The organism is Streptomyces sp. AJS327, from assembly GCF_013450295.1.
In the GTDB taxonomy this organism is placed as follows: domain Bacteria; phylum Actinomycetota; class Actinomycetes; order Streptomycetales; family Streptomycetaceae; genus Streptomyces.
The window spans coordinates 1804741-1821795 of sequence record NZ_SKBR01000001.1 but is presented as its reverse complement, the minus strand read 5'-3'; the positions used below and the strand labels follow the sequence as shown (position 1 = coordinate 1821795).

General features: G+C 72.9%; 13 protein-coding genes. 7 read left to right on the top strand and 6 right to left on the bottom strand.

Features of this window, described 5'->3' with window-relative positions; translation table 11 throughout:
• Nucleotides 1–35: 35 nt before the first annotated feature.
• Nucleotides 36–707, top strand: a complete 672-nt coding sequence (locus E0L36_RS07160; RefSeq protein ID WP_180927963.1) for a response regulator transcription factor — start codon at nt 36–38, stop codon at nt 705–707.
• A 92-nt stretch (nt 708–799) separates the two neighbouring features.
• On the opposite strand, the gene E0L36_RS07155 is transcribed toward E0L36_RS07160, so the two are convergent.
• Both E0L36_RS07155 and metH read right to left on the bottom strand, forming a co-directional pair.
• Entirely contained in the window at nt 800–1591 is a 792-nt protein-coding gene (locus E0L36_RS07155; protein WP_180927962.1) for an HAD family phosphatase, read from the bottom strand.
• A 156-nt stretch (nt 1592–1747) separates the two neighbouring features.
• On the bottom strand, nt 1748–5260 hold the full coding sequence (gene metH / locus E0L36_RS07150) for a methionine synthase (protein ID WP_180927961.1): 3513 nt from the start codon (nt 5258–5260) through the stop codon (nt 1748–1750).
• A gap of 485 nt (nt 5261–5745) precedes the next feature.
• On the opposite strand from metH, the gene E0L36_RS07145 reads away from it, so the two are divergent.
• The 5 genes from E0L36_RS07145 to E0L36_RS07125 all read left to right on the top strand — a co-directional run bounded on the left by E0L36_RS07145 (nt 5746) and on the right by E0L36_RS07125 (nt 12481).
• On the top strand, nt 5746–6510 hold the full coding sequence (locus E0L36_RS07145) for an IclR family transcriptional regulator (protein ID WP_180927960.1): 765 nt from the start codon (nt 5746–5748) through the stop codon (nt 6508–6510).
• Nucleotides 6511–7064: 554 nt separating this feature from the next.
• A complete protein-coding gene (locus tag E0L36_RS07140) occupies nt 7065–7859 on the top strand; it encodes an MIP/aquaporin family protein (RefSeq protein WP_180927959.1) in 795 nt (264 codons plus the stop codon).
• 31 nt (nt 7860–7890) lie between these two features.
• On the top strand, nt 7891–9414 hold the full coding sequence (gene glpK / locus E0L36_RS07135) for a glycerol kinase GlpK (protein ID WP_180927958.1): 1524 nt from the start codon (nt 7891–7893) through the stop codon (nt 9412–9414).
• Between the two features lie 5 nt (nt 9415–9419).
• The gene (locus E0L36_RS07130) at nt 9420–11024 is read left to right on the top strand and encodes a glycerol-3-phosphate dehydrogenase/oxidase (protein ID WP_180927957.1); all 1605 of its coding nucleotides are present in this window, start codon (nt 9420–9422) and stop codon (nt 11022–11024) included.
• A 362-nt stretch (nt 11025–11386) separates the two neighbouring features.
• A complete protein-coding gene (locus E0L36_RS07125; protein WP_180927956.1) occupies nt 11387–12481 on the top strand; it encodes a PAC2 family protein in 1095 nt (364 codons plus the stop codon).
• 113 nt (nt 12482–12594) lie between these two features.
• On the opposite strand, the gene E0L36_RS07120 is transcribed toward E0L36_RS07125, so the two are convergent.
• Complete coding sequence (locus tag E0L36_RS07120; protein WP_180927955.1) at nt 12595–13239, bottom strand: TetR/AcrR family transcriptional regulator; 645 nt, start codon at nt 13237–13239, stop codon at nt 12595–12597.
• A 70-nt stretch (nt 13240–13309) separates the two neighbouring features.
• Between E0L36_RS07120 and E0L36_RS07115 the strand changes: the two genes are divergently transcribed.
• Nucleotides 13310–13660, top strand: coding sequence for an SDR family oxidoreductase (locus E0L36_RS07115; RefSeq protein WP_180927954.1), 351 nt, complete (start codon nt 13310–13312; stop codon nt 13658–13660).
• A 180-nt stretch (nt 13661–13840) separates the two neighbouring features.
• Here the strand turns inward: E0L36_RS07115 and mshC are convergent, their stop codons facing one another.
• The 3 genes from mshC to E0L36_RS07100 form a co-directional block, all read right to left on the bottom strand.
• Nucleotides 13841–15070, bottom strand: coding sequence for a cysteine--1-D-myo-inosityl 2-amino-2-deoxy-alpha-D-glucopyranoside ligase (mshC, locus tag E0L36_RS07110; RefSeq protein WP_180927953.1), 1230 nt, complete (start codon nt 15068–15070; stop codon nt 13841–13843).
• 225 nt (nt 15071–15295) lie between these two features.
• Nucleotides 15296–16327 (bottom strand): SCO1664 family protein, encoded by a 1032-nt coding sequence (locus E0L36_RS07105; protein ID WP_180927952.1) that lies wholly within the window; start codon nt 16325–16327, stop codon nt 15296–15298.
• Complete coding sequence (locus E0L36_RS07100) at nt 16291–16881, bottom strand: DUF3090 domain-containing protein (protein WP_180927951.1); 591 nt, start codon at nt 16879–16881, stop codon at nt 16291–16293. The genes E0L36_RS07105 and E0L36_RS07100 overlap by 37 nt, the downstream gene beginning before the upstream one ends.
• Nucleotides 16882–17055 lie beyond the last annotated feature (174 nt).

Genomic DNA, 17055 nt, shown 5'->3' with positions numbered 1-17055 from the left:
GGGGGCGGCCTGCCGCCTGCCTCCAAGGAGTTCCCGTGGCGATTCGTGTCCTGCTGGTGGACGACCAGCCGCTGTTGCGCACCGGCTTCCGGATGATCCTGGAGGCGGAGCAGGACATCGCGGTCGTCGGTGAGGCGGGAGACGGGTTGCAGGCGCTGGACCAGGTGCGCGCCCTCCAGCCGGACGTGGTGCTGATGGACATCCGGATGCCCCGGATGGACGGCGTCGAGGCCACCCGCAGAATCACCGGCCCGGAGAAGGACGGTCCCGCGAAGGTGCTGGTGCTGACCACCTTCGATCTGGACGAGTACGTGGTGGAGGCGCTGCGGGCCGGGGCGAGCGGGTTCCTGCTGAAGGACGCGCCCGCCGGTGAACTGGTGCAGGCGATCCGGGTGGTGGCCGCCGGCGAGGCGATGCTGGCGCCGAGCATCACCCGGCGGCTGCTCGACAAGTACGCGGGGCGGCTGCCCGCGGGCGAGGAGCCGGTGCCGGACACGCTCGACCAGCTGACGGAGCGTGAGGTGGAGGTCCTGAAGCTGGTCGCGCGCGGGCTGTCGAACGCGGAGATCGCGGCGGACCTGTTCGTCAGCGAGACGACCGTCAAGACACACGTGGGTCATGTACTCACCAAGCTGAGCCTGCGGGACCGGGTCCAGGCCGCGGTGTACGCCTACGAGAGCGGGCTGGTGCGCCCCGGCGCCTCCTGACCTCCCCCACCGCGGTCTGACCCCGTTCGGGACCGCCCGGGGCTGGCCGGGGCGCGGCCGGGCAGCCCCCGGGTGCTCTCCGGGCGGCGCGCTCAGACGTCGCTGTGCGGGCGGACGGCTCGCCCCGCCCGCCCCAGTGGTCCCGGGAGCGGTTCGGCCACGGTGGCCGCGGCCACCTCGCGGTGGTGGGGCTCGCGGACCAGGGAGCGGAGGAAGGTGAGGTTCACGTCCTCCAGCGAGCCGACGACGGTGCGCCCCGCGGCGGGCTGGATGGGGGCGACAGAGGGCACGGCCACCACCCGGCATCCGGCGGCCTCGGCGGCGGCGACGCCGGTCGCCGTGTCCTCCAGCACCGCGCAGCGCGCGGGGTCGGCGCCGAGGCGGGCGGCGGCGATGAGGTAGGGGTCGGGGTGCGGTTTGGTCCGCTCCAGCTCGTCTCCGGCGAGGGTGAGGGCGAAGTGCTCGTGCCCGAGGGAGCCGAGCATCCGGTCGATCACCGACCGGTGCGAGGCGGAGACCAGGGCGGTCGGCACCTCCTGGGTGGTGAGTTCCCGCAGCAGCCGCCGCGCGCCGGGCATCAGCGGGACGCCGCGCTCCAGTCGCTCCACGAAGGCGGAGTTCAGCAGTTCCGTCAGCTCGGGCAGGGCGATGTCGGCGCGGGTGGCCTCGATGAGGAATCCGGCGCTGCGCGTCATGGGGCCGCCGACCACCACGTGCCGCCACTCGTCTCGCAGGGCGTGCCCGAGGCGACCGAAGACCTCGACCTCGGCGTCCCACCAGAACCCCTCGGTGTCCACGAGGGTGCCGTCCATGTCCAGCAGGACGGCCTGGAGTGCCGCGCCATCGGCCGTTCGGGTGTCCACGGCGGGGGTGGTGCTGGTCATCCGCGTACGCCTTCCCTGGAGGGGCCGCCGCCCCGGGGGTGACCGGGGCCTGCCGCCGGTGCCGTCGGCCACCCGGGGCGGGAGACGACGCGGCCGGCCGCCGCTCCGGGGAGCGGCGGCCGGCCGGAACCGGACCGATCAGTCTACGACGCTCGCTCAGCGAGCGTTGAAGTACTTGGCCTCCGGGTGGTGGATCACGATCGCGTCGGTGGACTGCTCGGGGTGGAGCTGGAACTCCTCGGACAGCTCCACGCCGATCCGCTCGGGCTGGAGCAGCTCCGCGATCTTGGCTCGGTCCTCCAGGTTCGGGCAGGCGCCGTAGCCCAGGGAGAAGCGGGCACCCCGGTACTTCAGGTCGAACATGCCGCTCATCTCGGTGGGGTCCTCCCCGGCGTAGCCCAGCTCCGAGCGGACCCGGGCGTGCCAGTACTCGGCCAGGGCCTCGGCCAACTGCACGGAGAGGCCGTGCAGTTCGAGGTAGTCGCGGTAGGCGTCGGCGGCGAACAGCTCGGCGGTGGTCTCCCCGATCCGCGAGCCGACCGTCACGACCTGGAGGCCGACGACGTCCGTCTCGCCGGAGTCCTCGGGGCGGAAGAAGTCGGCGAGGCAGAGCCGCCGTCCGCGCCGCTGGCGGGGGAAGGTGAACCGGGTGCGCTCGCTGCCGTCCTCGTGGAGCAGGATCAGGTCGTCGCCCTTGGAGACGCAGGGGTAGTAGCCGTAGACGACCGCCGCCTCCAGCATGTTGTCGGTGTGCAGCTTGTCGAGCCAGCCGCGCAGCCGGGGGCGTCCCTCGCTCTCCACCAGTTCCTCGTAGCTGGGCCCGTCGCCCTTGCGTGCCTCCTTCAGACCCCACTGGCCCTTGAAGAGGGCGCCCTCGTCGACCCAGGAGGCGTAGTCGCGCAGGCCGATGCCCTTGACGACCCGCGAGCCCCAGAAGGGCGGCTCGGGGACCGGGTTGTCGGTGGCCACGTCGGAGCGGATGGAGCCGTCGTTGACCTCGGGCTCGGGGATCTCGATGTCCCGCTTGGGCACCCGGCGCTGCTTGAGCGGGGGCAGGGCCGCGCCGGGCACGCCGCGCTTCACGTCCATCAGGGCGTCCATCAGGCTCAGTCCCTCGAACGCGTCCTTGGCGTACCGGACTTCGCCCTCGTAGACCTCGTGCAGGTCCTGTTCGACGTAGGCGCGGGTGAGCGCGGCGCCGCCGAGGATCACCGGGAAGTCGGAGGCCATCTTGCGCTGGTTCAGCTCGTCCAGGTTCTCCTTCATGATCACCGTGGACTTCACCAGCAGGCCGGACATGCCGATCACGTCGGCCTTGTGTTCCTCGGCCGCGTCGAGGATGGCCGCCACCGGCTGCTTGATTCCGATGTTGACCACGTTGTAGCCGTTGTTGGAGAGGATGATGTCCACGAGGTTCTTGCCGATGTCGTGCACGTCGCCGCGCACGGTGGCGAGGACGATGGTGCCCTTGCCCTCGTCGTCGGACTTCTCCATGTGCGGTTCCAGGTAGGCGACCGCGTTCTTCATCACCTCGGCCGACTGGAGGACGAACGGCAGCTGCATCTGGCCGGAGCCGAACAGCTCACCGACGACCTTCATCCCGGCGAGCAGGGTGTCGTTGACGATATCCAGCGCCCTGCGCTCTCCGAGCGCCTCCTCCAGGTCGGCCTCCAGGCCGTTCCGCTCGCCGTCGATGATGCGGCGCTGGAGTCGCTCGTCCAGCGGCAGCGCGGCCAGCTCCTCGGCGCGGCCCGCCTTCATCGCCTTGGTGTCGACGCCCTCGAACAGCTGGAGGAGCTTCTGCAGCGGGTCGTAGCCCTCGGCTCGCCGGTCGTAGATGAGGTCCAGCGCGGTGGTGACCTGCTCCTCCTCCAGCCGCGCGATCGGGAGGATCTTGCTGGCGTGCACGATCGCGGAGTCGAGTCCGGCCTTGACGCACTCGTCCAGGAAGACCGAGTTGAGCACGACCCGGGCGGCCGGGTTGAGGCCGAAGGAGATGTTGGAGAGGCCCAGCGTGGTCTGCACGTCCGGGTGGCGGCGCTTCAGCTCGCGGATGGCCTCGATGGTGTTGACGCCGTCCTTGCGGGACTCCTCCTGGCCCGTGCAGATGGTGAAGGTGAGGCAGTCGATGATGATGTCCGACTCGCGGATGCCCCAGTTGCCGGTCAGGTCGGCGATCAGGCGCTCGGCGATGGCGACCTTGTGCTCGACGGAACGGGCCTGGCCCTCCTCGTCGATGGTGAGCGCCATCAGCGCCGCGCCGTGCTCCTGGGCGAGCCCGGTGACGCGGGCGAAGCGCGAGGTGGGGCCGTCGCCGTCCTCGTAGTTGACGGAGTTGATGACGGCCCGGCCGCCGAGCTTCTCCAGCCCGGCCTGGATGACGTCGACCTCGGTGGAGTCCAGGACGATCGGCAGGGTGGAGGCGGTGGCGAAGCGGCCGGCCAGCTCGGCCATGTCCGCGACGCCGTCCCGGCCGACGTAGTCGATGCAGAGGTCCAGCATGTGGGCGCCCTCGCGGATCTGGTCACGCGCCATCTCCACGCAGTCGTCCCAGCGGCCCTCCAGCATCGCCGTCCGGAACTTCTTCGAGCCGTTGGCGTTCGTCCGCTCGCCGATCGCCATGTACGAGGTGTCCTGCCGGAAGGGCACGGTCTGGTACAGCGAGGCGGCGCCCGGCTCGGGGCGCGGGTCGCGCTCGCCCGGCGCGGCGCCCCGCACCCGCTCCACGAGCTGCCGCAGGTGCTCGGGGGTGGTGCCGCAGCAGCCGCCGACCAGCGACAGGCCGTAGTCCCGCACGAAGGTCTCGTGCGCGTCGGCGAGCTCCGGGGCGGTCAGCGGGTAGTGGGCGCCGTCCTTGCCGAGCACCGGGAGGCCCGCGTTCGGCATGCACGACAGCGGTACGCGGGAGTGCTGCGCGAGGTAGCGCAGGTGCTCGCTCATCTCGGCCGGGCCGGTGGCGCAGTTCAGCCCGATCATGTCGATGCCCAGCGGCTCCAGGGCGGTCAGGGCCGCGCCGATCTCCGAGCCGAGCAGCATGGTGCCGGTCGTCTCCACGGTGACCGAGCAGAAGAGCGGCAGGTCGACGCCGACGGCCTCCATGGCCCGCCGGGCACCGATCACCGACGCCTTGGTCTGGAGGAGGTCCTGGGTGGTCTCGACGAGCAGCGCGTCGGCACCACCGGCGATCATGCCCTCGGCGTTCTGCTGGTAGGCGTCGCGCAGCGTGGCGTAGGGGGCGTGCCCGAGGGTGGGCAGCTTGGTGCCGGGGCCGATGGAGCCGAGGACCCAGCGCATCCGTCCGTCGCCCGCCTCGAACTCCTCGGCGACGTCGCGGGCGATCCGGACGCCCTTCTCGGACAGCTCGTAGATGCGGTCGGTGATGTCGTACTCGCCCAGCGCCGCGTGGTTGGCGCCGAAGGTGTTGGTCTCGACGCAGTCCACCCCGGCGGCGAAGTACTCGGAGTGCACGGAGCGGATGATGTCGGGACGGGTGACGTTGAGGATCTCGTTGCAGCCCTCTAGCTGCTGGAAGTCGTCGAGGCTGGGGTCCTGCGCCTGGATCATCGTTCCCATCGCCCCGTCGGCGACGACGACCCGCTCGGCGAGTGCCTGGCGGAGGGCGTCGGCCCGGGTGGACGCGGCGGAGGACGTACTGCTCGGCGAGGCCATGGATGTGCTCCCTGGGATGCGACGGCTGTCGGCTTTGCGCGGTCCATGAAGACGGCGCACCAGATCAGGGTATCGGCGAGCACAAGTGGGCCGTCGGGGAGCACCGGGGGCCGCCCGCCCGGCCGTCCTCCGCGCGACGTGAAGTGGACTATCGCGGCGTCGGCATGAAGCGATATTGTTCGACATTGCCGAACCCCGGTCGGCCGCCCCCACTGTCCCCGCCACCACACCGTCACCGCACCGCCACCGCGTCCAACTCCGCAGCCCACACCGTCTCGCTCACCACCCGCCCGTTCCCCACCCGCCCGGCCCGGCGGGGGCCGGATCGCCCCCCACCCTGGCACGTCACCGCCGGTCGGGCGACCCGGCCCGGACGACCGGCGCCGACCGGCCGGTGGTGGCCCGCGAGGCCGGCGGTCCGGCCGTCCGCCATCCGTCAGCCCGTCCCCGAGTACACCGGCCCCAGGCCGAGGGAGGTGCCCTCCGTGGCCCGCACCATCCAGTCGCTGGAACGAGCGGCGGCCGTGCTGCGGCTGCTGGCCGGCGGCGAGCGACGACTCGGCCTCTCCGAGATCGCCGCCGCGCTGGATCTCGCCAAGGGCACCGCGCACGGACTGCTCCGCACCCTCCAGCAGGAGGGCTTCGTCGAGCAGGACCAGGCCACCGGCAAGTACCAGCTGGGCGCCGAACTCCTCCGGCTGGGCAACAGCTACCTGGACGTACACGAGCTGCGCGCCCGCGCCCTGGTCTGGACGGACGACCTGGCCCGGGCCAGCAGCGAGAGCGCCTACCTGGGCGTTCTGCACCAGCAGGGCGTGCTGGTGGTGCACCACGTCTTCCGGCCGGACGACAGCCGTCAGGTCCTGGAGGTCGGGGCGATGCAGCCGCTACACAGCACGGCCCTGGGCAAGATGCTGGCGGCCTGCGACCCGGTCGCGCACAGCGAGGTGCTGGAGGCCGCGCGGGAGGCGTTCACCGACGCCACCGTGGTCTCCGGGCGGGAGCTGGAGGCGGTGCTGGACCTGACGCGGGCGCGCGGCTGGGCCTCGGACGTCGAGGAGACCTGGGAGGGCGTGGCCTCGATCGCGGCGCCCGTCTACAACAGCCGCCGGATGCCGGTGGGCGCCGTGGGGATCACCGGAGCCGTCGAGCGGCTGTGCGCGGACGGCGAGCTGCGGCCGAAGCTGGTGGCCGCCGTGCGGGACTGTGCCCGGGCTGTCTCCCGGGACCTGGGAGCCGTCCGCTTCTGAGCCGCCTCCCCCGCCGGGCCCCTCCCCCGCCGGACGGCGACCGCGTGCCCCGCGCCCGAGCGGCACCCACGGCACCCTCCCCCTTCGCCCCGCCCCCTGCCCGCCTCCGCGTGCCCGCGCGCCCGGCCCGGCCGCCCGTCCGCGTCACCACCCGCGCCGGCTCGTCCCGGGGGCACTGACCGGCGGGGCGGCTCGACCGCGCCCGGACGGCCCGGCGTGTCCCGTGGGTCACAGCGGGATGACGGGGGGGCGCTCCCGGGCGCCGGGAGGGCCGCCCGGGACCGGTGCGACCGGGGGGTCCGACCCAGCGCGCCAAAAGGCGTGGAAGAGCGCAGAGTGGACTTCTGAGAGTCCTGAGTCACACCCACTTGACGGGATCTCTACAGAAGTGAAAACTGCCGTTCGACGGTCGACAATGTCGAACGTCGTACGGGAGTTGGCTCAGGCCGTTCTCCCGCCTTCCTGTCAATCCCCTCTTGCAATCCCTCTCGTAGTCCCTCTTGTAACCCCTCTCGTATCCACCGGTCTCTGGCACAAGGACAAAGGAGTCACGGGTGTCCAGCTCCGACATATTCACGGGCGAGGTAGTCGGCACCGCCGTGCTGATCCTCCTCGGCGGCGGCGTGGTCGCCGCGATCACCCTGAGGCGATCCAAGGCGTTCGCCGCGGGCTGGGTCGCCATCTGTTTCGGGTGGGGCATGGCCGTCCTCACCGGCGCCTACATCTCCATCGGGGTGTCGGGCGCGCACCTCAACCCGGCCGTCACCCTGGGCCTCGCGGTGAAGGGCGACACCGAGTGGGGCGACGTCCCGCTCTACGTGGCCTCACAGATGCTCGGCGCCATGATCGGCGCGGCTCTGGTGTGGCTCACCTACTTCGGCCAGTTCTACGCGCATCTCACCTCGCGTGAGGTGATCGGCGAGCCGGAGGCGGGCGAGTCGTCCGCGCCCCCGGCGGGCGCGGGGAGCGGTCCGGGTCCGGTGCTCGGCATCTTCTCGACGGCGCCGGAGATCCGGAACGCCGCGCAGAACGTGCTCACCGAGACCATCGCCACCTTCGTTCTCGTGATCGCGATCCTCACCCAGGGCCTCAACGACGAGGGCAACGGCCTGGGCGTCATCGGCGCGCTGATCACCGCCCTCGTCGTCGTCGGCATCGGTCTCTCGCTGGGTGGCCCGACGGGGTACGCCATCAACCCGGCCCGCGACCTCGGCCCGCGTATCGTGCACGCCCTTCTCCCGCTGCCCAACAAGGGCGGATCGGACTGGAGCTACGCCTGGGTACCGGTGATCGGACCGCTGCTGGGCGGCGCCCTAGCGGGCGGTCTGTACAACTTCGCATTCGCCTGAGCCGACCGAACAACGACATCGGAGCACATCAATGAGTGACAGCCACTCCGCCGGCCCCTTCATCGCGGCCATCGACCAGGGCACCACCTCCAGCCGCTGCATCGTCTTCGACAAGGACGGCCGCATCGTCGCGGTCGACCAGAAGGAGCACCGGCAGATCTTCCCGAAGCCCGGGTGGGTGGAGCACGACGCGACGGAGATCTGGGAGAACGTCCAGCAGGTGGTGGCCGGGGCCCTGCGGCAGGCGGGCATCACCAGGCGGGACGTGAAGGCGCTCGGCATCACCAACCAGCGGGAGACCACGCTGGTCTGGGACCGGAAGACCGGTGAGCCGGTGCACAACGCGCTGGTGTGGCAGGACACCCGGACCGACGCGCTCTGCCGGGAGCTGGGCCGCAACGTCGGTCAGGACCGCTTCCGCCGGGAGACGGGGCTGCCGCTGGCCTCGTACTTCGCGGGGCCGAAGATCCGCTGGCTGCTGGACAACGTGCCCGGGGTGCGGGAGCGGGCCGAGCGTGGCGAGCTGATGTTCGGCACGATGGACTCCTGGGTCATCTGGAACCTGACCGGTGGCACCGAGGGCGGGGTGCACGTCACCGACGTGACGAACGCGTCGCGCACGATGCTGATGAACCTGCACACGATGCAGTGGGACGAGAAGATCTGCACGTCGATGGATGTGCCGATGTCGCTGCTGCCGGAGATCCGCTCCTCCGCCGAGGTGTACGGCGAGGCCACCGGCGAGCTGTCCGGGGTGCCGGTCGCGTCCGCCCTGGGTGACCAGCAGGCCGCGCTGTTCGGCCAGACCTGCTTCGCGCCCGGTGAGGCCAAGTCCACCTACGGCACCGGCACCTTCCTGCTGCTGAACACCGGCCAGGAGGCGGTCAACTCGTACAACGGGCTGCTCACCACGGTCGGTTACCGCATCGGCGACCAGGAGGCGGTGTACGCGCTGGAGGGCTCCATCGCGGTCACCGGTTCGCTGGTGCAGTGGATGCGGGACCAGATGGGCCTGATCAACAGCGCCGCCGAGATCGAGACGCTGGCCAGCTCCGTGGAGGACAACGGCGGTGCCTACTTCGTCCCCGCGTTCTCCGGTCTCTTCGCCCCCTACTGGCGTTCGGACGCGCGCGGGGTGATCGCCGGTCTGACCCGCTACGTCACCAAGGCGCACCTGGCGCGCGCGGTGCTGGAGGCGACGGCCTGGCAGACACGGGAGATCGTCGACGCGATGCGGAAGGACTCGGGCGTCGAGCTGACCGCGCTCAAGGTGGACGGCGGGATGACCGCCAACAACCTGCTGATGCAGACCATTTCGGACGCGCTGGACGCGCCGGTGGTGCGGCCGATGGTGGCCGAGACCACCTGCCTCGGCGCGGCCTACGCGGCCGGGCTGGCCGTCGGCTTCTGGTCGGACACCGAGGAGCTGCGGGTCAACTGGAAGCGCGCGGCGGAGTGGACGCCCACGATGGACCCGGAGATCCGGGAGAACGAGTACCGGAACTGGCTCAAGGCCGTGCAGCGGACCATGGGCTGGCTCGAAGAGGAGAACTGACACAGATGAACACCCCGCAAGGCGTCCCCACCCTCGGGACGCACCCGACCGCCGGCAGCAACCCGAGCCGCGCCGAGACCCGGGAGCAGCTCGCGAGCGCCACGTACGACCTGCTGGTGGTCGGCGGCGGCATCCTGGGTACCTCGGTCGCCTGGCACGCCGCGCAGTCGGGGTTGCGGGTGGCGATGGTGGACGCCGGCGACTTCGCCGGCGCCACCTCGTCGGCCTCGTCCAAGTTGGTGCACGGCGGGCTGCGTTACCTCCAGACGGGGGCGGTCCGGCTGGTGGCGGAGAACCACCAGGAGCGCCGGGTGCTGGCGAAGGACGTGGCCCCACACCTGGTGAACCCGCTGACCTTCTACCTCCCGGTCTACCGGGGCGGCCCGCACGGGGCGACGAAGCTGGGCGCGGGGGTGTTCGCGTACTCGGCGCTCTCCGCGTTCGGGGACGGCGTCGGCCGGGTGATCTCCCCGGCGAAGGCGGCGGCGGCGAACCCGGGGCTGCGGACGGAGAACCTGAAGGCCGTCGCGGTCTACGGGGATCACCAGATGAACGACTCGCGGGTGGCCGTGATGACGGTCCGGGCGGCGCTGGCCTCCGGGGCGACGGTGCTGAACCACGCGCGGGTGACCGGGCTGCGTTTCACCGCGGGCCGGGTCAGCGGCGCCGAGCTGCGGGACGGCGTGGACGGCGTGGAGTTCGGGGTGAACGCGCGGCTCGTGCTGAACGCCACCGGGCCGTGGGTCGACCACGTGCGGCGGATGGAGGACGCGGGCGCGGCGCCGTCCGTGCGGCTGTCCAAGGGCGCGCACGTGGTGCTGCGGCGGCGGGCGCCGTGGCGGGCGGCGATGGCGACGCCCATCGACAAGTACCGCATCACGTTCGCGCTGCCGTGGGAGGACCAGCTGCTGCTGGGCACCACGGACGAGGTGTACGAGGGCGATCCGGGTGAGGTGCGCGCCACCGAGGCGGACATCGACCAGATCCTGGACGAGGCGTCGTTCTCGGTCCGGGACGAGCAGCTGTCCCGGGATCTGATGACGTACGCCTTCGCGGGGCTGCGGGTGCTGCCGGGCGGTCCGGGCGGCGTCGCGTCAGCGAAGCGGGAGACGGTGGTCAACGAGGGGCCGGGCGGGATGCTGTCGGTCGCCGGCGGCAAGTGGACGACCTACCGGCACATCGGCCGTACGGTGCTGGACAAGCTCGCCAGACTGCCGGGCGACTCGCTCGCCGGGGACATGCAGCCGGTGGGCTCGCTGGTGCGGCGCACCCCGCTGCCCGGTGTGGCCAACCCGAACGCGGTGGCGCACCGGCTGCTGGCCGACCGGACGTCGGGGGTCCGGATGGATCCCGGGACGGCCCGTCAACTGGCCACGCACTACGGTTCGTTGGCGTTCGACGTGGCGCGGCTGGTGAACGAGGACCCGGCGCTGGGCGAGCGGATCCACCCGGACGGGCCGGAGATCTGGGCGCAGGTGGTGTACGCGCGGGACTACGAGTGGGCCGTGACGGCGGAGGACGTGCTGCGGCGGCGCACCACGCTGACCGTGCGTGGACTGGACGACGACGCGGTGCGCGCCGGAGTGGAGAAGGTCCTGGCCGCGCGCTGAGCCACGGAACGCCGGTCCCCGCCCCGCTCCCCCGGGGGCGGGGACCGGTCACGTCCGGCGCGCGGATCCGGTCCTCCCCGTCCGTCTCCCGTCCGCCCCCGGTCCTCCGCCGCGCCCCCGCGGCCCCTCGGTGCGGCCCCCGGGGTCGCGGCGGCTGGGGCGGGGCGCCGGGGGTGGCGGTCCGGTGGGGGAACGGGCCGTTCGCGGTGCTGGCTTGAGGCGTACGCCGGGACGGATTCGGAGGCGTGCGGGGGCTGCGGTGCGGGCAGCGTCACGCCGTAGGCTGGGGCAGCACGCAACAGGTACTGGGTACGTCTGCCGGCGCGGGGCGGTCGCTCCCTCCGGCCGGAAGGAGGCGCTGGGTGATCGAGCTCGAAGGAGTTCCCGAGCTGGTCGACCCGGTCATGGTGGCCGCGTTCGAGGGCTGGAACGACGCGGGTGACGCCGCCTCCTCCGCGATCGCGCACCTCGAACAGGAGTGGAAGGGCGAGGTGTTCGCGGCGCTGGACGCCGAGGACTACTACGACTTCCAGGTCAACCGTCCGCAGGTCTGGCTGGACGGCGGCGTACGCAAGATCACCTGGCCGACCACCCGTCTCTCGGTGGTGCGCGTGGACAGCGCGGGCGGCAAGGGCAAGCCCCGGGACCTGGTGCTGGTGCGGGGCACGGAGCCCAGCATGCGCTGGCGTTCCTTCTGTAACGAGCTGCTGGGTTTCGCGCACGAGCTGGGTGTCGAGCTGGTGGTGGTGATGGGCGCGCTGCTGGGCGACACCCCGCACACCCGTCCGGTCCCGGTGACGGGGGTGACCTCCGATCCGGATCTCGCGCGGACGATGAACCTGGAGGAGTCCCGGTACGAGGGCCCGACGGGCATCGTCGGGATTCTTCAGGAGGCGTGCACGCACGCCGGGGTACCGGCGGCGAGCCTCTGGGCGGCGGTGCCGCACTACGTCTCGCAGCCGCCCAACCCGAAGGCCACGCTCGCGCTGCTGAACCGGCTGGAGGATCTGCTGAGTCTGCGGATCCCGCTGGGCGAGCTGCCGGAGGACGCGCGGGCCTGGCAGCTGGGCGTGGACCAGCTCGCGGCGGAGGACAGCGAGGTCGCGGAGTACGTGCAGTCGCTGGAGGAGGCGCGGGACACGGCCGAGTTGCCGGAGGCGTCGGGCGAGGCCATCGCGAAGGAGTTCGAGCGCTATCTGCGCCGCCGGGACGGTGGTCCGGGTCCGGCGGGTGCCGCCGACTCAGGAGGACCGTATCTGCGCGATCCCGGCCCGGCGGGCGGGGATCGGGGCAGGGGCCCGAAGCGGGGTCCCCGGGAGCCGGAGGAGGGTGGCGAGTCCGGCGACGGTGGCTCCGCGGGCCCGTCCTCGGACGACGCCTCCGGCCCGTCCGAGGGTGACGCCTCCGGCCCGTCCGAGGGTCCGGAGGACTCCGGAGGTCCGGGCACCGAACGCTAGCCAGCCCACACCAGCTCACCGGTCGCCGCTCCGGTGCGTCGTGCACCGGTGCGGGTGGTCGGTGTCCCGGGCCGCGCCTCGCCGTGCCGGCGCGGGCGGCGGGCGCCGGCCGCTCAGTCCGTGGCCGGAGCCTGGGCCGCCGGGGCGGACAGTCCGCCGCAGATAACGGAGGTCACCCGCTCCGCCGCGGCCGGGTCGCGGAGCCTGCCCCGGAGCCAGGCGGCGGCGTTGATGAGCGCGAAGACGTCCTCGGCCGTGACGTCGGCCCTGATCTCCCCCGCGGCGTGGGCCCGCTCGACCAGCCGCTCCCCCGCCTCCGCCACCCTGCGGCAGGCGGTGTGCAGGGCGGAGTCCTCGTCGTCCAGGCTGCCGAGCAGCTGTTCCGCCAGTCCGCTGTAGACGGCCGAGTACTCGGCGACGACGTGCATCCAGCTGACGAGCGCGTCCCGCGGGGAGGCGGGCGGCTCCTGGCCGAGCAGTTCGTCGGCGGCGTCGAAGACGCGCTGCTGGCGTTCGGCCAGCAGTTCCCCCAGCAGCGCCCGCCGGCTGGGGAAGTGGGCGTAGAGCGTGCCGATGGCGACGCCCGCCCGGCGGGCGATCCGCTCCAGGGACGCCTGGGTTCCCTGCTCCTGGAAGACGGCGTCGGCCTCCGTCAGCAGGCGTTCGCGGTTGCGCTGGGCGTCCGCGCGTCGCCGCCGGGCGCGTGGCGCGGGAGGTGGGGGTGGTGAAGGTGGTGCGGGTGGTGCGGACTCGACCATGTGGTGAGGGCTCCTCGACTGACTATCCGGAACTCGTGCAGAGGTCACGCTCAGGCTAGACGGAGGACAGATGGTTCTCGTCACGGGTGCCACCGGCACCATCGGCCGTCACCTGGTGGAGCAACTCACCCGGCTCGGCCGCCCTTTCAGGCCCTTGTCCGGGACCCGGCGGGGGCCGCGGCCGCGAGGTGGTCGCGGCGATCTCGACGACCCCGCCTCCCTCGCGGCGGCGCTGCGCGGCGCCGACCAGTCGCTGCTCAACAGCGGGGGCGCGGTGCCCGTCGAGGGCGAGCGGCCCACGGTGCGCCAGTGGCGCGCCGCCATCGAGGCGGCCCGGACGGCGGGGGTCTCCCGCGTGGTGAGGATATCGGCCTGCTCTGGCTCTACGCCGATCTGGCCGCCGGAGCGCCCTCCGAGGTGACCACGGCGGTGCGCGAGCTGACCGGGCACGCTCCGCGCACCTTCGACGACTTCCTCGCCGCACACTCCCGCACCGACTGAGCGGCCAGGGACCGGCGGCTGGACCGGGCGGCGGGAACTGGGCCGGGGCGCGCGGTCACCGGGTGGGCCGCCGGGTCAACTCCCGGCGGCCCGGCGCCGGTTAGAGGGCGACCCCCAGCAGCGCGTCGACGGCGCGGGAGACCAGTCCGGGCGCCCCCGGGTCGTCCCCGCCGCGCTCCGCCTGGGTGGCGGCCCAGCGGTCGACGGCGGCCAGCGCCGCCGGGGAGTCCAGGTCGTCGGCGAGGGCCGCCCGGATCTCTGCCAGCAGGTCCTCCGCCGGCGGTCCGTCCGGCCGGGAGACCGCGGCGCGCCAGCGGGCGAGCCGCTCCCGCGCCTCGTCCAGCACCGCCGCGCTGTACTCCCAGTCGGCACGGTAGTGGTGGGCGAGCAGCGCCAGCCGGATGGCGGCCGGGTCCACGCCGTCCTTCCGCAGCTGGGAGACGAAGACCAGGTTGCCCTTGGACTTGGACATCTTGGCGCCGTCCAGGCCGACCATCCCGGCGTGCGCGTAGGTCCTGGCGTAGGGGAACTCGCCGGTGAGCGCCTGGGCGTGGGAGGCACCCATCTCGTGGTGCGGGAAGACCAGGTCGGATCCGCCGCCCTGCACGTCGAAGCCCATGCCCAGGTGGCGCAGGGCGATCGCGACGCACTCGATGTGCCAGCCGGGGCGGCCGGGCCCCAACGAGGCGCCGTCCCACCGGGGTTCGCCCGGGCGGGCCGCCGTCCAGAGCATCGGGTCGAGGGGGTTCTTCTTGCCGGGGCGTTCCGGGTCGCCGCCCCGCTCGGCGGAGAGCAGCCGCATGGCCGCGGCGTCGAGCCCGGAGACCTCCCCGAAGTGCGGGTCGGACTCGACGGAGAAGTAGGTGTCGCCGTCGAGTTCGTACGCGGCTCCGGCGTCCCGGAGGCGCTCGACCATCGGGACGATCCAGGGGATGGCCTCGACGGCGCCCACGAAGTGCTCCGGCGGGAGCATCCGCAGGGCCGTCATGTCCTCCCGGAAGAGGGCGGTCTCGCGTTCGGCCAGCTCCGCCCAGTCGACGCCGGTGGCCGCGGCCCGCTCCAGCAGCGGGTCGTCGATGTCGGTGACGTTCTGTATGTAGAGGACCTGCCGCTTGGTGTCGAGCCATACGCGCTGCACGAGGTCGAACGCGTTGTACGTCGCCGCGTGTCCGAGATGTGTCGCGTCGTACGGGGTGATGCCACAGACGTAGATACGGGCGACCTGGCCGGGGGCGAGGGTGACCCGTCCGCCGGTCGCGGTGTCGTGGAGCTCCAGGTCGCGGCCCTGACCAGGCAGAGCGGGGACCTCGGAAGCGGGCCAGGCATGCATGCTGTGAGCCTAACCCGGATAGCTGTTCCGCATACGAACGGGACTGCTGGTATCTGAGGCACCCACGAGAACGGCCGGATCGCGCCGGTGTCCGGCCCCGGGTCGCCGGTGTCCGGCCCCCGGGGTCCGCCGCTGTCCCGAGACCGCCGCCACCGCCCGGTCCGCCCGGCGGGTCGGCGGCCGGACCCGCTGGTCAGGGACGGGGGCGGGCCGGCCGGTCGGCCGTCAGACCGGGGGCCAGGGGATGGCGGGCCAGTCGCCGCTGGGCAGCGGGTGCCGGAGGGTGCCGAGCAGGGTGGCCACCCGCTTGCGGACCGCCTCGACCTCCACCGGGGTCAGCAGGGCGGCCAGCCGCAGCGCCAGGGGGGCGCCCTCGGCCAGCTCGGCGGCCAGTCCCCGCAGCGTCTCGGTGGCCTCCGCCGTCAGCTCCTCCCCCGCCCAGCCCCAGAGCAGGGTGCGGAGTTTGTCGTCGGCGCTGAAGGTGACGCCGTGGTCGATGGCGTAGAGCCACCCTCCGGGGGCGCGCAGCAGATGGCCACCCTTGCGGTCCGCGTTGTTGATGACGGCGTCGAGTACGGCCAGCCGCCGCAGCCGGGGGTCGTCCGCGTGTACCAGCAGCGCGGTCCGGCCGCCGCCGACCTCGGCGTGGCCGACCGCCTTCCAGCCCTCGCCCGGCTCGTCGCCCTCAACCAGGGCGAGGAGCTGCCCGAGCGGATCGTCCTCGCTCCCGGCGTCCCCGGTTTCTCCGGTGTTCTGGACGGCCCCGCGCCCGGCTCCGTCGTCCGGGGTGTGCGCCGCTTCCGGTCCGGACGGCTCAGCCGCGGCCCGCTCGGGAGCGGCCGGCGGGGTGGCGGTTCCGGAGTCCTCCGGCCCGCCGTCCGGCGGGGGCCCGACCCACGCCTGGCACATGCCCTCGCCGTACGGGCCGTCGCGCAGCACGGTGGCGGGGATCAGGTCCCAGCCGGTCACACGCGACACCTCGTAGGCGGCGACCTCGCGCTGGGCCAGCGTGCCGTCCGGGAAGTCCCAGAGGGGGCGCTCCCCGGCGACCGGTTTGTAGACGCAGGGCAGTGTCCGGCCCTCGTGGGTGACCTCGCCGTACAGCACCGCGTTCGAGGCGCCGCGCAGCTGGCCCCGGACGGTGAGCGTCCCACTCCGCAGGACGGCGCGCACCGCCTCGCCCGACAACCGCCGCGCGGCCTCCGGTCCTTGGGGACCCGTCATTCGCCGCGACGGTATCCGTTCTGACGCGGGCATACGTGTCCCTCCGGGTCGAGCGGCAGGCTACAGAGCGGGCACGGCGGGCGACCCGCGTGCACGATGGCGAGCGCGCGCTTCGCGAACGCCCGGGCCATGGTGCCGCTGATCCGCACGCGCAGCATCGGCGGGCCGTGTTCGTCGTCCTGGAGGAGCCGCTCCTCCGCGTCGGCGAGGTCCTCGTCCGAGTCGGCCTCCAGCTCGACCAGGGCCTGTGCCTCCACGACCATGCGGTCGCCGTCGCCGTCCCAGGCGAGCGCCATGGTGCCGACGCGGAACTCCTCCTCGACCGGCGAGCTGAGCGGACCGGTGTCGTCCACCTCGCTGGGCGCCACGGCGGGTACGGGGGCGTTGCCGCCGGACCGCCGCACGACCTCGTCGAGCAGTTCGTCGATCCGCTCGGCCAGCGCCTCGACCTGTGCCTTTTCCAGCGCCACGCTGGTGGTGCGGTTACCCGCCGTGGCCTGGAGGAAGAAGGTGCGGCGGCCAGGCAGCCCCACCGTCCCGGCGACGAACCGCTCCGGTGGGTCGTAGAGGAACACCTGACGGGACACGTCCTGCTCCGTTGAAGTCGGTATCTGCGGCCCCCGTGGCGACCGCTCTGCCAAAGGAACCCTACTGCCCTTGCCGATCATCGCGCTCAGGGTGCGCTCTGTGGATCTTGCCGGAGACGGGCGGCGCGGGCCCGCGCTCCGGAGGCGGCGGGCGGCGGCCCGCGCACCCGGTCC

Coding starts and splice junctions, on each gene's coding strand:
- glpK (WP_180927958.1), top strand. CDS start 7,891: ATGAGTGACAGCCACTCCGCCGGCCCCTTCATCGCGGCCATCGACCAG.
- E0L36_RS07105 (WP_180927952.1), bottom strand. CDS start 16,327: ATGCCCGCGTCAGAACGGATACCGTCGCGGCGAATGACGGGTCCCCAA.
- E0L36_RS07130 (WP_180927957.1), top strand. CDS start 9,420: ATGAACACCCCGCAAGGCGTCCCCACCCTCGGGACGCACCCGACCGCC.
- metH (WP_180927961.1), bottom strand. CDS start 5,260: ATGGCCTCGCCGAGCAGTACGTCCTCCGCCGCGTCCACCCGGGCCGAC.
- E0L36_RS07120 (WP_180927955.1), bottom strand. CDS start 13,239: ATGGTCGAGTCCGCACCACCCGCACCACCTTCACCACCCCCACCTCCC.
- E0L36_RS07115 (WP_180927954.1), top strand. CDS start 13,310: ATGGTTCTCGTCACGGGTGCCACCGGCACCATCGGCCGTCACCTGGTG.
- mshC (WP_180927953.1), bottom strand. CDS start 15,070: ATGCATGCCTGGCCCGCTTCCGAGGTCCCCGCTCTGCCTGGTCAGGGC.
- E0L36_RS07155 (WP_180927962.1), bottom strand. CDS start 1,591: ATGACCAGCACCACCCCCGCCGTGGACACCCGAACGGCCGATGGCGCG.